Genomic DNA, 16,019 nt, shown 5'->3' on the forward strand with positions numbered 1-16,019 from the left:
TCTACTCCTCATCTCTCGCCCAGTCAAAAGCGTAGCGGACTGCTTTATTCCAGCCTTTTAATCTCTTCTTCCGTTCTTCTTCTGTAATCGCCGGTGTAAATGTATGATCCACTGCCCGGTTTTTCCGGACATCTTCTTTGTCTTTCCAGTATCCGACCGCAATTCCTGCCAGATATGCTGCTCCCATTGCAGTTGTCTCCACACATTCCGGCCGTTCTACCGGTGCTCCTGTCAGATCTGCCTCTGCCTGCATAAGGAAATTATTAGCACTTGCGCCGCCGTCTACTTTTAATTTGCTTAGATGAATACCAGAATCTGCCTCCATCGCTTTTAATACGTCATTGACCTGATATGCTATAGATTCCAGTGTGGCACGGATCACATGATATTTGTTCACACCACGTGTCAGTCCTACGATCGTTCCTCTTGCATATTGATCCCAGTGCGGCGCTCCAAGTCCGGTAAATGCCGGTACAACATAACATCCGCCTGTGTCCGGAACTTTCTGTGCCATATATTCGGAATCTTCAGACGCATCGATAAGACGCATCTCATCGCGTAACCACTGGATTGCCGCACCACCGATAAAAATAGAACCCTCTAATGCGTAATTTACTTTGCCATCCAGTCCCCATGCAATTGTCGTAACAAGCCCATTCTGGGAAAATACGGGTTTCTCTCCTGTATTCATCAGAAGGAAACATCCGGTTCCATATGTATTCTTCGCTTCTCCCGGCTGATAGCAAGTCTGTCCAAAAAGTGCTGACTGCTGGTCACCTGCCGCTCCTGCGATCGGGATCTTCCCACCAAGGAACTGTGAATCCGCATAACCGTAAACACAGCTTGAAGGCTTCACTTCCGGAAGCATAGATGCCGGGATATCAAGTATTTGTAATATTTCCTCATCCCATGACAATGTATTGATGTTAAATAACATCGTCCGGGATGCGTTGGAATAATCGGTTACATGGACTTTTCCTTTTGTCAGTTTCCATATCAGCCATGTCTCGATCGTACCGAACAGCAATTCCCCATTCTCCGCTTTTTCTCTTGCTCCTTCTACATTTTCTAAGATCCAGCGAATCTTCGTTCCGGAAAAATAGGCATCAATGATCAGTCCTGTCTTCTCTCTGATCTTATCTGTCAGCCCCTGTTCTTTCAATCCGTCACAATATTCGGCAGTTCTTCGGCACTGCCATACGATTGCCGGACAGATCGGTTCTCCGGTTGTCCGGTCCCATACGACAACCGTCTCTCTCTGATTCGTAATTCCAATTGCTGCAATATCTTCCGCTTCGGCACTGATCTTGCTCATTGCCTCTACCGCAACTCCAAGCTGTGTGGACCATATCTCGTTCGCATCGTGCTCCACCCAGCCCGGTTTTGGAAAATACTGTGTAAATTCCTTCTGTGCAAGACTCTTGATCTCGCCCTTTTCATTAAATAAAATGCACCGGTTACTTGTTGTCCCCGCATCCAGTGCCATGACATATTTCTTTCCGTTACTCATCTTCTCTGCCTCTCGTTATTTTCCGCTCCTGCTGTTAACAGAATTCTCCAATATTAATACAACTACAATACCAGTTCTAATTCCATAAAGACTTTGTACCTTAGATGTATGTACTTTAAATATATGCTATGGTGATATTATACCATAGCACAAAGCCTTTATACAATTATCAATGTGCGTTTCCATTGTATCTGTTCATTTATTACTCTTATGAAATACCGGCGAAGAATCCACCTGTGATGTTTCTGATGAAATAGAACAAAGAATGTGCCTTGGCACATTCTAGCGCCTGCGGCGTTGCTGAGCGCCTGTGACGCTCGTTTAGCAACGACCGAAGTGGAACGTAGACCGCTTGCGACATCATCATTGTACGCCGCAGTGCGCATCCTGCCAGAGGCTTTTTATATAATAGGAAATTGCATTTCCTATTATATAAAAAAAGCACTTCTCTCTGAAGTGCTTTTAAACGTGGGCGAGAGGATTCGAACCCCCGACCTTTTGGTCCGTAGCCAAACGCTCTATCCAGCTGAGCTACGCCCACATTTGCTGTTTTGTAACTGTGTTACTGTCTCACAGCAAAATTTATTATATTGCATATGCTTTCATATGTCAATACTTTTTTGATATTTTTTCAAATTTTCTTTTTGATTTTTTCAAAGCTTCTCATTCTGGCTTTTTATAAACTATTATAAGCCCTTTTAAGACAGCTTTTATATGCTATAATAATGCCTTCTTGAACAGTTTTTTGTAAATATTGTAATCTTCTTCTTTGAATACATTAAATACAACCCGCTCCAGCTTCGAACCGGTCAGGAAACGGTCTGCTGTATCGACTGCGATCTCTGCTGCCAGTTTATTCGGAAAATGGAATTCTCCGGTTGATATACAGCAAAATACAATATTTTTCAGTCCTTCTTTTTCTGCCAGTTTCAGACAGCTTACATAGCAGGATTTTAATTCTTCTTTTTGTTTTTCTGTTACCTTGAGTCCGACGATCGGTCCTACTGTATGGATGACATGCGCCGCCGGGAGATTATAGCCCGGTGTGATCTTTGCTTTGCCGGTCGGCTCTTCGTGTCCCTGTTCTTCCATCAGCTCTGCACAGGCATTACGGAGCTGGATTCCTGCTGCCGAATGGATCGCATTATCTATGCAACCATGACATGGAACAAAACATCCGAGAAGCTGACTGTTTGCTGCATTAACGATTGCATCTGCCTGAAGTCTCGTAATATCACCGCGCCACAGGCTCATCCGATCTGCATTACGCACCTGCCCGATTCCGAATTCTTCTGCCGCCGTCGGCAGTTCTTCGACCTTTACAAGGCCTTTTTCCTGTGCTTCTTCTGTAAGCAGTTCATCCTGTAATTCCATATAACCATTTAAAGCCGGTCCTGGGAAACGGACATTCATCAGACTTCTTAAGAGTCTGCGTTTTCCCACAGAATCCACCGGTTCTGCAAGGGTATCGTAGCTTCTGTTTTCATTTTTTAAATATTGAATTAAACGGCTGACTTTTTCTTCTTTTGTCATGAATATCACTCCGTAAATATAGTCGTATCCCGGCGTATGCTTCATACAGCTGTTCATAGCTCGTCCTACAGTTTGCCGGGCTGGTGGACGGAAGCTGTATGATTTCCATTCCTGTCTGCGCTTCACAGTAGCGTCTGTATAACTGCGCTGCCTTTGTTCCGGTTGCATAAATCTGTTCGATTGGTGCATAATCCAGTATCCGGTGCATATCGTTTGGTGTCGGATTTTTTATAGAGGCATCATCCGCGCCGTGGATCTCGCATCCTGCCAGCACATCCCATATGGCAATTCCGTGCTTCAACGCAAGTGCTTTCTTCTCTTCGATCGTCTCCGGTATCGGCTCTTTACATACATCCGCAATGACTTTCCAGAATCGATTGCGCGGATGTCCGTAATAAAATCCATTTTCCCGCGATTTTGGAGACGGCATCGTCCCAAGCATTAATATTTTTGAATGGCTGTCAAATACCGGTTCAAACGCATGTGTAATGTATTCCGTTTCTTTTTTTGCTGCCATGATTGCTTCCCCTTTCGTACATTTACCACGGGGTCTTATCTTTTTTCTGCTAAAGCCCGGCTCTATTACCACCGATTTCTTATCTTATTCCACAAGCTGCCCTGTACATATTCATAAGCTCTGTCATACAGGAAAAACGTAATCTGTCCTGCTGCCACAACACCCGCAAACATCCATACCGGAAGCGTTCTTGCAAATAATAATTTCTGAAAAAACCAGATACCCGGAAGATACATAACATTAAATACCAGATACTTGACAATCCAGAAAGCCACTGACTGTCTGCGTATATTTTCTTTTTTGCGGATTTTGAAATATGCCCACTCGTTAAATAAAATATACAATCCCATTGCCGCGTAAGTAAGGATGTAAAATTTATTCGGTGTCACAAAAAAGCCAAGAATGAGTGCGCCCACATAAAATGCCAAACTCATCTTCGCTCCTGCCTCCCGATATACAATTCCAACAAAATACGATGCCCCGGCAAGAAGGAACAGCGTATTGCTTTCTATGATATTGCCCAGATACAGGCACACAATGGTCACTGCAAGCATCAGGCCTGCAAATGCCAGTTTTCGCGTTCTTACATGCATGTGCAAAGATCGCCTCCCATACATTCACACATAGTATCCGCAAGCCAGAGATCACAGCAAAAATTTCCGGTACTGCAAGTTCCCGCAGAGCCATAACCGCCACCGTACGGATTTGACTGATACTGTCTGCCGGCATAGCTTAACTGGTTCATAAGCTGACGATACTGTAAATTATTTGGTTCCATATTTACTGCTTTTGCTGCATGCTCCTGCGCAAGGACATTGTTTCCCATACCCGCATTCGCTGCCGCACTCAAATAATACCATTCTGCATTTCGATCTTCCATACGGTTCAGCAGGTTCAGTGCCTCCTGATAACGACGATTATTGATAAAATTATAAACTGCCTGACGCTCTACACTAGTCGTACCGCCCGCACCGCCATAGCCACTATTTCCATAGCTACCGCTTCCTGTAGTATAACTTCCGGCATTCCCATATCCGTAATGATAACCGCCACCATTTTCACGTTCTTTTACAATCGTGTCATACGCTTCCTGCACTTCTTTGAATTTCTCTTCTGCAAGATCCTTGAGCGGATTGTCTACATTCGCATCTGGATGGTACTTTCTTGAAAGTTCTCTGTATGCTTTTTTTATTTCGTCATCCGTGGCTTCCGGTGATACACCGAGTACGTCATATGGATTTTTGTTCATTTTCTAACCTCTTATTCTTTCCTGTCTTGTTGGTCTTCTGTTGTCTTCTTTTCTTTTTGCTTCTGAAGCTTTCTGTAACGCTTCCACACTCCATCATATAATATATTTCGTAAAATGTCTATGTCTACGAGCAGCGGGAGCTGTTCAAATGCCGCACTTGCTTCACCGAGCATCATGCAAAGCATATTCCGGCAGCGTTCTTCATAATCCGGCTCCCTACAGATATTTTTCAGTGGATTATAGCTGCCTTCTTTCAAATCATTATCCAAATCGTCATAAGCATCCATAATATAAATATATTTACCAAGGTAAAATCCCATGCATCTTAATTTTTCTGCCCAGTGATCTTCTCTATAGATAAAGATTTCTGCCATAAGCCTGCCAAAACATCCGGCCGGCTCATCAATCATCGTCGATCCGTTCTTCTCATAAATGCTTAAGTTCTGCAGTTCTTCTCTGATCACCCGGCACTGCCTTGGATATTTTTGAATTGCCTTTTGCACACGGCGTTTTAATGCCTTGCTCCCGATCAACGCAGAAGCTTTGTGCTCGTCCTCCCAGTCATCAACCAGGTGATAATATGCCAGGATCAGATTCATATCTGCTGCATATTCAGTAAATTCATTATTTAAAAATAATTGCTTTTTAAATGGATGAACCTTGCATCTGCCTCTGGTTACATCCGGCTCTTTCTCATACAAAGAAGTCAGTATAATGATCAAAAATGTCATATCGTAGGTCAGCGTAAGCTGTCCGAGATGCCCATAATCTCTCTTCAATTGCTGACAGAGTCCGCAGTAATACCCTTTATATTTATGAAATTCTTTTACTTTCAGCTCTGGTTCGTAAGCCGTTACATATCCAAACATTTCTTTTCTCCTGCTTATGCTGACTGGTATTATAACAGATTTTGTGGAAAGTGACTATATTTTCATTGTGAAAGTTTTATGTTCATGGTATAATCACAATACATTCGTACTAATTGCAAAGGAGTAACCCTGCGCAAAAAGGCGTTCAGAACGTAAGTGCATTTTCAATGCCGTTTAAAGAAAGGAGTCTTGTAACCCCTTTTTAAGCTAACTCTGCCTGACGCCATGTGCGTCAGGTTTTTTAGTGTAAAATTATGGAACATTTGAAAATGCTGATCGACAAACTGAAAAAAGAACAGGCGCTTACGAAAGAGGAATGGGTAGAGCTGATTGAGGGGCGAAATGCCGAACTTGCCGAATATCTCTTCGCACTTGCCCGCGAAGAACGGCACCACTATTACGATCACGACGTATACGTCCGGGGACTGATCGAATTTACCAATTATTGCAAAAACGACTGCCTTTACTGCGGTATACGAAAGAGTAATTCTAACGCAAAACGGTACCGTTTAAGCGAAGAGGACATTCTCTCCTGCTGCGGGACCGGTTATGAGCTTGGTTTCCGCACCTTTGTCCTGCAGGGCGGTGAGGATGGATTTTACACAGATGAGAAGCTGGTACACATCATTTCCCGGATCAAGGAATTATACCCTGACTGCGCACTGACGCTTTCCATCGGTGAAAAATCCCGTGAAAGCTATCAGGCTTATTATGACGCAGGTGCTGACCGCTACCTGCTCCGTCACGAGACTGCAAATGCTGCTCATTATGCAAAGTTGCATCCTGCTTCGCTAAGTGCCGCGAACCGTCAGCAATGTCTGTGGGATTTAAAAGACATTGGTTATCAGGTGGGAACCGGTTTTATGGTCGGTTCACCGTATCAGACAGCGGAACATCTGGCTGAGGATCTTCTATTTATTAAGAAGCTGAATCCACATATGATCGGCATCGGACCATTTATTCCACACCACGATACGCCATTTGCCGATGAAAAAGCCGGAACGCTGGAACTGACACTTTTTATGCTGGGACTTTTGAGACTGATGCTCCCGAAAGTGCTGCTTCCTGCCACAACAGCGCTTGGCACGATCCATCCGAAGGGACGGGAACTGGGGATCCAGGCAGGCGCCAATGTCGTAATGCCAAATCTGTCGCCGGTGAGTGTCCGCAAGGATTATTCACTGTACGATAACAAAATCTGTACCGGAGATGAAGCTGCAGAATGTCGTTTCTGTCTGGAACGTCGCATGAAATCTATCGGTTACAATATTGTCACTTCGAGAGGTGACTCGTTGAACATTTAACAACTTATTTTATGGAGGAACATATCATGTATGATGTAAATTCAAAATGCGCGGATGATTTTATCAACCACGAGGAAATCTTAGAAACACTTGCTTATGCAGATGAAAACAAAAACAACAAAGAACTGATCGAATCATTGATCAAAAAAGCTTCTTTAAGAAAGGGCTTATCTCACAAAGAAGCTTCTGTTCTGTTAGCCTGTCAGGATGACGAGCTGAATGAGAAAATCTTCCGGCTCGCCGAACAGATCAAAAAAGATTTTTACGGAAACCGTATTGTACTTTTTGCACCGTTATATTTATCCAACTACTGTATCAACGGCTGTACTTACTGTCCGTACCATATGAAAAACAAACACATTGCCAGAAAGCAGTTAACACAAGAAGAGATCCGCAGAGAAGTTATCGCACTGCAGGATATGGGGCACAAACGTTTGGCACTGGAAGCGGGTGAAGATCCTGTGCACAATACAATGGATTATTATCTGGAATCCATCAAAACGATTTACGATATCAAGCATAAAAACGGTGCAATCCGCCGTGTCAATATTAATATTGCCGCAACGACAGTCGATAACTACCGTCTGTTAAAAGAAGCCGGAATCGGTACTTACATTCTTTTCCAGGAGACTTATCACAAAGAAAGTTATCTGCAGTTACACCCGACAGGACCGAAACACGATTACAACTATCATACAGAAGCTATGGATCGTGCCATGGAAGGCGGTGTAGATGATGTTGGTATCGGTGTGCTCTTCGGACTGGATAAATACCGCTATGAATTTGCCGGACTTCTGATGCATGCAGAACATCTGGAAGCTGCATTCGGCGTTGGTCCGCACACGATCAGTGTGCCGCGACTGCGTGATGCAGATGATATTGATTCCAGCTCATTTACAAATGGAATCGATGATGATACATTTGCAAAAATTGTTGCATGTATCCGCATCTCGGTTCCGTACACAGGCATGATCATTTCCACACGTGAAGGAATGAACACCCGTGAACGTGTTCTTCACCTTGGTATTTCTCAGATCAGTGGTGGTTCCAAAACCAGCGTTGGTGGATATTGTGAACCGGAACCGGAAGATGCAAAATCCGAACAGTTTGATGTCGTTGACAACCGTACGCTGGACGAAGTCGTACAGTGGCTGATGCAGATGGATTATATCCCAAGTTTCTGCACTGCCTGTTACCGTGCCGGAAGAACCGGCGACCGCTTCATGTCTCTGTGCAAGAGTGGACAGATCCAGAACTGCTGCCACCCGAATGCACTTATGACACTGGAAGAGTACTTAATGGACTACGCTTCACCGGTAACGAAAGCAATCGGTGACAAGCTGATCGATAAGGAAGTGCTGAATGTTCCGAATGAGCAGGTACGCAAGACGGTACTGGAGAATTTAAAACTTATCCGCGAAGATAACCGCCGCGATTTTAGATTCTAAAAAAGGGGACGGGGCTTTTCTAGAAAATCCCCGTCCCCTTTTTTTACCTTTTGTTTATCCACAACTCATCCACACAATTTATCCACAGAAGGAGGATTTCTTTATGAGTATGAACAATACACCTTCCGCTGAGCGTGTACACATCGGGATATTCGGACGCAGGAATGCCGGGAAATCCAGTGTGATCAATGCCATGACCGGGCAGGATCTGGCGATTGTATCAGATGTAAAGGGAACGACCACTGATCCGGTTTTAAAGGCGATGGAGCTTCTTCCGCTTGGTCCGGTTGTCATGATTGACACACCGGGGCTTGATGACGAGGGCGAACTTGGAGCGCTCCGTGTGCAGAAGGCTTATCAGATATTGAATAAAACAGATATTGCTGTTCTTGTTATGGATGCCACTCTTGGTATGACACCGGAAGATGAGGCTATCTTAAAACGAATCCAGGCGAAAGAGATTCCATTTCTGCTTGTGTTTAATAAGACGGATCTGCTTACCAGTGATACGCAAATCCAAAATACAGACGGTTACAGAGTCACTTCCGCACCAAATACTTCCATAACAGCACTTCGAAGACAAACTGCTGAAAAATACGGTATCCAGGAAGATCTGATTTTTTTTGTCAGTGCCTCTGATATGGATCACATTTATGAATTGAAAGAAAAGATTGCTTCCCTTGCCCCGTCCGATGACAATGACCACCGGATCGTAGCAGATCTGATCCACCCCGGAGATTTTGTTGTGCTTGTCGTTCCGATCGATAAGGCCGCGCCAAAAGGCAGACTGATTCTCCCACAGCAGCAGACAATCCGGGATATTTTAGACTGTGGTGCTACGGCGATTGTTACAAGGGATTCCGAACTGGAAGAAACCCTAAAAAAACTCGGGACAAGGCCTTCGCTTGTCATCACTGACAGCCAGGCATTTGCAAAAGTCTCCAAGCTGACACCTGCCGATATACCGCTTACTTCTTTTTCAATCTTATTTGCAAGATATAAAGGAAATCTGGATACGGTTGTACGCGGTGCCAGTGCACTTGATAAACTTTCAGACGGTGACCGTATCCTCATCTGTGAGGGTTGTACACACCACCGTCAGTGCGAAGATATCGGGACGGTAAAGCTTCCGAACTGGATTCGTGAATACACGGGGGAAAATGTGGAATTTGATTTCAAGAGCGGAACAGAATTTCCACCGGATGTGGATAAGTATCAATTAATTATCCACTGTGGTGGATGCACACTGAATGAGCGTGAAATGAAATATCGTCTGAAATGTGCAGAAGATGCCGGTGTACCGATCACAAACTACGGAACTGCAATTGCATATATGAAAGGAATTCTGAAGCGGAGTACGGCGATATTTTCCGAGGATCTGTAATTTCCTTGATACCGGGAGCTTTTCGCTCTTCATTATCATAGAAGAATCTTATTTACAGACTTTTCTTCACAGTCGAGGGATTAATATGACAGAAACTGTTTGAACTGTGTTAAAATATAATTTTCAAATTCTTCAGCACATTAACGACCGGTTATATTAATAATGCATACTATAAGAGCCTGAACTTTCTTAAGCTATTTCCATTATTTTATGGATTATCACTTTGAAGTCAGGCTCTTATTCCTTTTCTCAGTCCATTCCTTAATCCGAGAATCTCTATTCACTTATTACCTGCAGCAATCTTTCCCCTTGCCAATACTTACATATATTGGATGTGCCAAAAACCTATCTACTTATTACTTGCTGCAATCTTCACTTTGCTCCACAGATTGCTGATGATCTTCTTCGTCTTCTCATTGTATTCAAAGACTTCATCTTTTTTATTATCCGTTCTCGGAATATATGCGTCGATTCCTTCGAACTCGCCACCTTTGCCGTGTAAATCCTCCATAACCTTTTTGTTGGCAGATGTATAGCCAACATAGCTAGAGTTATCATATGCGCCGTCGTAATCACTTGCATAATTGATAAATGCATGCGCAAGTTCAACGTTTTTGGCATTTTTCGGAATAACCATCGCATCGGACCACTGATTTGTTCCGCTGTCTGGAAGATAGTATCCCATTTTCGGATTTTCCGCCATGACATAAGTTGCATCTCCGGAATAGATAAGTCCCAGCGCTTTTCTCGCCTGTGCCATATTATCGATGATCTCATCCGTCACGATCTCCGGCTTCATCGTTCCCACGCATTTCAGGAGCCACTGGTAAGCCTTATCAATCTCTCCCTGATCACTGGTATTCATCGAATATCCAAGTGACTTTAACGCCATCATGAAAGAATCTCTCTCTGAATCATACAGGTAAATATCTCCTTTGTATTTCTGATCCAGGAAAATGTTATAACCTTCTTTTTTCAAATCTTCTTCGGATACCTTTGTCTTGTCATAGACAATCCCGACAGTTCCCCAGAAATACGGAACCGAATATTCATTTTTCGGATCATATGGCAGTCCTTTGACCGCTTTATTCAGCTTATCCATACAGGTCAGCTTTGATTTATCCAGTTTTTGTAAATATCCTTCGGAAATCAGACGCTCAATCATATAATCACTCGGAACGAGAATATCATACGCTTCTTTATTTGCGACTTTGATGTACATCTGTTCATTGGAATCAAAGTTCTCCAGCATAACTTTCGCACCGGTTTCTTTTTCAAAGTCCTGAATGATATGTTCACCGACATATTCTCCCCAGTTATAAATCCTGAGTGTCTGTCCTTCAAACGGACGTTTGTTCTGTGCTCCACCGAACTGCGCAACACATATGACCGCAACCAGCGCCGCACAGACGGCTGTGACCGGTATCCACATTCTCCTTCTTCTGACTACATCTGTCTTCTTTCTTTTGCTTGCCAGCATTGGCATAATATTGATCACCAGAAGTACGATCGTAATAATCATAACAACAAGCGTAGAAATGGCGTTAATGCTCGGATTCACACGTTTGCTCATTGTATACACCATAATACTTAAGTTCTTTACACCTTGTCCGGTTACGAAATAAGAAATGATAAAATCATCTACGGACATGGTAAATGCAATCAGCGCTCCGGACACGATTCCCGGTGTGATCTGTGGCACAATAACTTTCGTCAGAGCCTGCCACGGTGTCGCCCCAAGGTCCATTGCCGCATCTGCCAGGTTCGGATCCAGTGAGCGGATCTTCGGCATCACGGAAAGCATGACATATGGGATACAGAATGCAATGTGCGCAAGCAGCATCGTCACATAGCCTTTTTCCACACGGAATGTGATAAATAACAGCATAAAGCCAATCGCTGTTACAATTTCCGGGTTCATAAGCGGCAGATTATTGACCTGATCCATCAGATCACGCACAACTTTTTTTGACTTACTTATTCCAATTGCAGAAATTGTTCCTACAATTGTGGAAATAATTGTAGCCAGCACCGCCACACTGAATGTTGTAGAGAGCGCCTCCATCATATCGCTGGAATCCAGCATATGCCGGTACCAGCGCAGTGAAAATCCGGTAAAGCTTGTCAGTGATTTTCCATCGTTAAATGAAAAAATAATCATATATAATATCGGAAGGTAGAAAAAGATGACTGAAAGTACCATCAAGATCTTCCCGATCCGTCGTTTCTTTTGTTTCATCTTTTATACCCCCTTTCCGCCCTGATTATGCTGCTCCACTTTCCGTACAGCCATCATCAGAAGCATCATAATAATCGCCATGATCATAGACACCGCACTTCCAAAATTCCACTCTCCGACTGTGATAAACTGGTTTTCGATCATATTTCCGATGAGGAAATACTGACCGCCTCCAAGCAGCTTCGGAATAAAGAACGAGCTGACTGCCGGAAGGAATACGAGCGTAATTCCATTAATTACTCCCGGCATGGAAAGTGGCAAAGTAATTCTGCGGAAAGTCTGTGCGGGACTGGCCCCGAGATCCGCACTCGCTTCGATCAGCGAATAATCCATCTTGCTTAAGGACGTCTGGATCTGCAGGATCATAAACGGAAGGAAGTTATATACCATACCGAGCAGTACGGCGCCCTCTGTATAGAGAAGCTCTACATTTCCAAGTCCGAAAAATCCAAGTATTTTCTGAAAAATACCACCGTTGCTCAGAAGTCCGATCCATGCGTATGTTCGCACAAGCATGTTGATCCACATCGGCAGTGTAATGCATAAAATCAATATATTCTGTACTTTTTCTGTGCTTCTTGCTATATAATATGCGATCGGATAGCCGAGAAGCAGACATAAAACGGTTGTCTTCACCGCAATCAGTATGGAACGCCAGAGGATTAATAAGAAATCCGGATCGGTAAAAAATTTGGCATAATGTTCCAGTGTGAACGAGAAAGAAATGATGCTGTTGCCTTGATTCATTACAGAATACAGTGCGATCAGTGCCATCGGAAGAACAAGCATCATCACTGCCCACACGATATACGGCCATGCAAGCTGCTGAAAACGTTTCATCTAGTACACCACCTTTGACATGACATGAATATCTTCCGGGAAGAATGTCAGGCCGACCTCCTGTCCTTCCTCCGAATAATCAGTCGTATGGATCTTAAATTCGCGACCGGTTGTTGAAAATGTGATCTGATATACACCTTCTGTCACTTCTTCCGGTTCAAAGTCATAATCTACACTGATGTCCACACTTTGATCTTCATCGCTTAACTTCCAGCCCTGTGCATTTGCCCATGTTTTCAGATCTGTATCCAATGCCTGTGAATCATTGATCTCATCTACTGTTTTGAAGAAGTTGAACGCCATAACCGCTTCATTTGCCTTTTCATTCTTAACGAACGGCTGGTTGACTACAAAGATTGTTCTCTCGATGCTTGTTCCATCTGCGGTTGTAAATGTAACCGGATACTGTCCTTCTTCTTTCTCCAGTTCGTATTCTACTTTTGCAATGGATATATAATCATCTGTCTCTACTTCCCATGCCTGCGCATTGGAGAACGCGATAATCTCTTTATCATCCATTTCTTCCACATCGTCAACATCAACATAGAAGTTGTTTGCACTGATTTTTTCTTTTCCGTCTTCACTTGTCACTTCGTGGTTGCGGATGACACGCATATTTACCGTAACGCTGGTCCCCGGAACTGTCTCCACCATGATTTCATAATGAACACCTTTGAACAGCACACTCAAAACTTCTCCGGTCATCTTACCGTCTTTTACATCTACAATATCAATATCTTCCGGACGGATGACAACGTCTACTTTTTCATTCTTCTTAAATCCATAATCCACGCAGTCAAATACAATATCATCAAACATGACTTTATAATCATCAATCATCGTTCCTGATAAAATGTTGCTTTCACCGATAAAGTTCGCTACGAAACGGTTTGCCGGTTCATTGTAAATATCCTGCGGCGAACCGATCTGCTGGATCTCACCATTTTTCATAACAACGATCTTATCCGACATCGTAAGTGCCTCTTCCTGATCATGTGTTACGAAAATAAAGGTGATACCGACCTCCTGCTGGATCCGTTTCAACTCATACTGCATCTCTTTTCTGAGTTTCAGGTCAAGCGCAGCAAGCGGCTCATCAAGAAGCAGCACTTTCGGCTCATTGACAAGCGCTCTTGCAATTGCAACACGCTGCTGCTGGCCTCCTGAAAGCAGTGTTGTATTCTTGTCTTCAAATCCTTCCAGTCCGATAAGCTTTAACATCTTCATGACTTTCTGGTCAATGATGTCTTTTCCGACTTTTTTTATCTTAAGCCCAAATGCAATATTTTCATAAACACTCAGATGTGGAAAGAGTGCGTATTTCTGAAACACCGTGTTCAGTTCCCGCTCATACGGCGGCTTATTACTGATCTCCTCGCCATCAAAAATCACACTTCCTTCGTCTGCTTCCAGGAATCCTCCCAGAATCCGAAGAAGTGTTGTCTTACCGCAGCCACTTGGCCCGAGCAGTGTTACAAATTCATTTTCATAAATGTCAAGATTGATTCCTTTTAACACAACCTGGCTGTCAAAACTTTTGACAATGTTGCGGAATTCAATGATCTTATTCTCTTCCATCTCACGTCTCCCTTCTATAATCTGTCAGCTATAATATCTCAGCCTTTTATCGTTCTCGTCTGTTTAAAACATCGGCGGGTTGGTGATCCACAATACTTTTGCTTCCCCGCTCCCATGATTATATAAATAATGGCTTCTGGAACCATCCATATAAAACGTTTCCTTCGCCTTTACTTTATATTTCTTCTTGCCACGCACAATTGTTATGCTGCCTTTTAATACATAGCCAAATTCTTCTCCCTGAAACGCCGACACTTCCCGGCTTTTCTGATGTGGCGCCAATGTTAAAATAATAGGCTCCATCTGGTTCTTTTGTGCATTAGGCACAATCCACTCAATCTGAAAACCTTCCTGTTCATCCACAAAAAAATCCTGCTGTCCGAATACAATCTGATGCTCTTCTTCCTCATGGAAAAAGTCTGACAGATTACTTCCAAGCGCTTCCAGAATATCTTCCAGCGTTGCGATACTCGGCGTTGTCAGATTTCTCTCCACCTGGGACAGAAAGCCTTTTGACAGCTCGCTTCTGGATGCCAGATCATTCAGCGTCAGGTCATTTTGCAAACGCAGTTCTTTCAATTTCTTTCCGATATCCACCCTATCACCTCCGAGATATATTTTCGTTCTGGAGTTTTCTATTACTATACTTTATGTTCAAAATTACCGAACAAAGTTTATTATACACGGTTACGGGAATATTTCAAGAGATTCACAGATTTTTTGAAGCCTGGTTCTAGTTTTTTTGGATATTTTTTCAAAAAAATTAAAACCTGTATTTCCCACCAGATGGCAACTTGCTGAAAACTGCATTATAATACAAGCAAGGACAGAACCCTAAAAATCAAGGCTCTGTCCTTCTTTTTTTTCATCATTATCTGATATTTTCTTCTATCTTCCCATATGGAATATCGGGCTGATCTTCTTATAGATCAAAAATACGATCAGCGATACCAGCACACCTTTTAACAGGTTAAATGGCACGATTGCAAAGATGACAAGCGTTGTAACGCTTGTAATGTGGCTGTTCACTGCTGTTCCCATGCCAACCAGTGCATCCATCGGCATCTGGAACGCTTTTGCATAAGCCGGTAATAATACGTATGCATTAAGGAAACATCCAAGGATTGTCATAAATAATGTTCCGCTGATCATACCAACGATAGCGCCTGTGCGGTTATGCTTTTTCTTGTAGATCAGACCTGCCGGTACCACAAATGCGCATCCGATCAGAAAGTTAGCAATCTCACCTACCCCTGCTGTCATGGTTCCATTTACCGCAAAGTTCAGAATGATCTTGATGAATTCAATCGTTGCTCCTGCCAGTGGTCCCATTGCAAAACATCCGACTAATACCGGAACTTCACTGAAATCGATCTCGTAAAAAGATGGTGCAAACGGAAGCGGAATCTCGAAAAGCATTAATACTAATGCGATTGCAGATAACATTCCAACCTGTGCCATTACACGGATCTTTGTCCTGTTCTTTGTCTGTGCTGCTGCCATTGTTTTTGTACTTGTACTCATATGTTGGTCTCCTTTAAAATACTT

The 16,019-nt window shown here is 43.2% G+C and carries 13 protein-coding genes, 1 tRNA gene and 1 pseudogene; 3 read left to right on the forward strand and 12 right to left on the reverse strand.

From position 1 onward, the window contains the following. Window position 1: 1 nt before the first annotated feature. The 7 genes from glpK to DW152_RS03085 form a co-directional block, all read right to left on the reverse strand. Window positions 2-1,510 carry a glycerol kinase GlpK gene (gene glpK / locus DW152_RS03055; protein ID WP_118287933.1) on the reverse strand — a complete coding sequence of 503 codons (1,509 nt, stop codon included), beginning with the start codon at window positions 1,508-1,510 and terminating at the stop codon, window positions 2-4. Between the two features lie 467 nt (window positions 1,511-1,977). After that, a tRNA-Arg gene (locus DW152_RS03060) sits at window positions 1,978-2,051 on the reverse strand. A 176-nt stretch (window positions 2,052-2,227) separates the two neighbouring features. Then, window positions 2,228-3,043 (reverse strand): protein-ADP-ribose hydrolase, encoded by an 816-nt coding sequence (locus DW152_RS03065; protein WP_118287934.1) that lies wholly within the window; start codon window positions 3,041-3,043, stop codon window positions 2,228-2,230. Continuing rightward, complete coding sequence (locus DW152_RS03070) at window positions 2,994-3,560, reverse strand: DNA-deoxyinosine glycosylase (protein WP_118287935.1); 567 nt, start codon at window positions 3,558-3,560, stop codon at window positions 2,994-2,996. The genes DW152_RS03065 and DW152_RS03070 overlap by 50 nt, the downstream gene beginning before the upstream one ends. Before the next feature lie 65 nt (window positions 3,561-3,625). Then, a complete protein-coding gene (locus DW152_RS03075; RefSeq protein ID WP_118287936.1) occupies window positions 3,626-4,153 on the reverse strand; it encodes a hypothetical protein in 528 nt (175 codons plus the stop codon). Continuing rightward, complete coding sequence (locus DW152_RS03080) at window positions 4,144-4,809, reverse strand: J domain-containing protein (RefSeq protein WP_118287937.1); 666 nt, start codon at window positions 4,807-4,809, stop codon at window positions 4,144-4,146. Before DW152_RS03080 ends, DW152_RS03075 begins: the two co-directional genes overlap by 10 nt. An 11-nt stretch (window positions 4,810-4,820) precedes the next feature. After that, window positions 4,821-5,678 carry a DUF5685 family protein gene (locus tag DW152_RS03085; protein ID WP_118287938.1) on the reverse strand — a complete coding sequence of 286 codons (858 nt, stop codon included), beginning with the start codon at window positions 5,676-5,678 and terminating at the stop codon, window positions 4,821-4,823. Between the two features lie 254 nt (window positions 5,679-5,932). On the opposite strand from DW152_RS03085, the gene hydE reads away from it, so the two are divergent. From hydE to hydF, 3 genes are all read left to right on the forward strand, one after another. Beyond that, window positions 5,933-6,982, forward strand: coding sequence for a [FeFe] hydrogenase H-cluster radical SAM maturase HydE (hydE, locus tag DW152_RS03090; protein ID WP_118287939.1), 1,050 nt, complete (start codon window positions 5,933-5,935; stop codon window positions 6,980-6,982). A gap of 26 nt (window positions 6,983-7,008) precedes the next feature. Further along, the gene (hydG, locus tag DW152_RS03095; RefSeq protein WP_118287940.1) at window positions 7,009-8,430 is read left to right on the forward strand and encodes a [FeFe] hydrogenase H-cluster radical SAM maturase HydG; all 1,422 of its coding nucleotides are present in this window, start codon (window positions 7,009-7,011) and stop codon (window positions 8,428-8,430) included. 103 nt (window positions 8,431-8,533) lie between these two features. Next, window positions 8,534-9,814, forward strand: coding sequence for a [FeFe] hydrogenase H-cluster maturation GTPase HydF (gene hydF, locus DW152_RS03100; RefSeq protein ID WP_118287941.1), 1,281 nt, complete (start codon window positions 8,534-8,536; stop codon window positions 9,812-9,814). A 349-nt stretch (window positions 9,815-10,163) separates the two neighbouring features. Here hydF and DW152_RS03105 read toward each other — a convergent pair whose 3' ends face one another. The 5 genes and pseudogenes from DW152_RS03105 to DW152_RS03125 form a co-directional block, all read right to left on the reverse strand. After that, window positions 10,164-12,053: an extracellular solute-binding protein gene (locus DW152_RS03105; protein ID WP_118287942.1), complete on the reverse strand. Its 1,890-nt coding sequence runs from the start codon at window positions 12,051-12,053 to the stop codon at window positions 10,164-10,166. 3 nt (window positions 12,054-12,056) lie between these two features. Next, the gene (locus DW152_RS03110; protein WP_118287943.1) at window positions 12,057-12,893 is read right to left on the reverse strand and encodes an ABC transporter permease; all 837 of its coding nucleotides are present in this window, start codon (window positions 12,891-12,893) and stop codon (window positions 12,057-12,059) included. 498 nt (window positions 12,894-13,391) lie between these two features. Beyond that, window positions 13,392-14,471: pseudogene (locus tag DW152_RS13610) on the reverse strand (ABC transporter ATP-binding protein); the annotation flags it as partial. A gap of 63 nt (window positions 14,472-14,534) precedes the next feature. Further along, window positions 14,535-15,068, reverse strand: a complete 534-nt coding sequence (locus DW152_RS03120; protein WP_021860344.1) for a helix-turn-helix domain-containing protein — start codon at window positions 15,066-15,068, stop codon at window positions 14,535-14,537. A gap of 291 nt (window positions 15,069-15,359) precedes the next feature. Then, window positions 15,360-15,995, reverse strand: coding sequence for an ECF transporter S component (locus tag DW152_RS03125; RefSeq protein WP_021860774.1), 636 nt, complete (start codon window positions 15,993-15,995; stop codon window positions 15,360-15,362). Window positions 15,996-16,019: the final 24 nt, after the last annotated feature.

It is taken from the genome of Dorea sp. AM13-35 (assembly GCF_003473885.1).
Lineage (GTDB): Bacteria > Bacillota > Clostridia > Lachnospirales > Lachnospiraceae > Dorea_D > Dorea_D hominis.

Coding starts and splice junctions, on each gene's coding strand:
- hydE (WP_118287939.1), top strand. CDS start 5,933: ATGGAACATTTGAAAATGCTGATCGACAAACTGAAAAAAGAACAGGCG.
- DW152_RS03110 (WP_118287943.1), bottom strand. CDS start 12,893: ATGAAACGTTTTCAGCAGCTTGCATGGCCGTATATCGTGTGGGCAGTG.
- hydG (WP_118287940.1), top strand. CDS start 7,009: ATGTATGATGTAAATTCAAAATGCGCGGATGATTTTATCAACCACGAG.
- DW152_RS03105 (WP_118287942.1), bottom strand. CDS start 12,053: ATGAAACAAAAGAAACGACGGATCGGGAAGATCTTGATGGTACTTTCA.
- glpK (WP_118287933.1), bottom strand. CDS start 1,510: ATGAGTAACGGAAAGAAATATGTCATGGCACTGGATGCGGGGACAACA.
- DW152_RS03070 (WP_118287935.1), bottom strand. CDS start 3,560: ATGGCAGCAAAAAAAGAAACGGAATACATTACACATGCGTTTGAACCG.
- DW152_RS03125 (WP_021860774.1), bottom strand. CDS start 15,995: ATGAGTACAAGTACAAAAACAATGGCAGCAGCACAGACAAAGAACAGG.
- DW152_RS03080 (WP_118287937.1), bottom strand. CDS start 4,809: ATGAACAAAAATCCATATGACGTACTCGGTGTATCACCGGAAGCCACG.
- DW152_RS03065 (WP_118287934.1), bottom strand. CDS start 3,043: ATGACAAAAGAAGAAAAAGTCAGCCGTTTAATTCAATATTTAAAAAAT.
- DW152_RS03085 (WP_118287938.1), bottom strand. CDS start 5,678: ATGTTTGGATATGTAACGGCTTACGAACCAGAGCTGAAAGTAAAAGAA.
- DW152_RS03075 (WP_118287936.1), bottom strand. CDS start 4,153: ATGCATGTAAGAACGCGAAAACTGGCATTTGCAGGCCTGATGCTTGCA.
- hydF (WP_118287941.1), top strand. CDS start 8,534: ATGAGTATGAACAATACACCTTCCGCTGAGCGTGTACACATCGGGATA.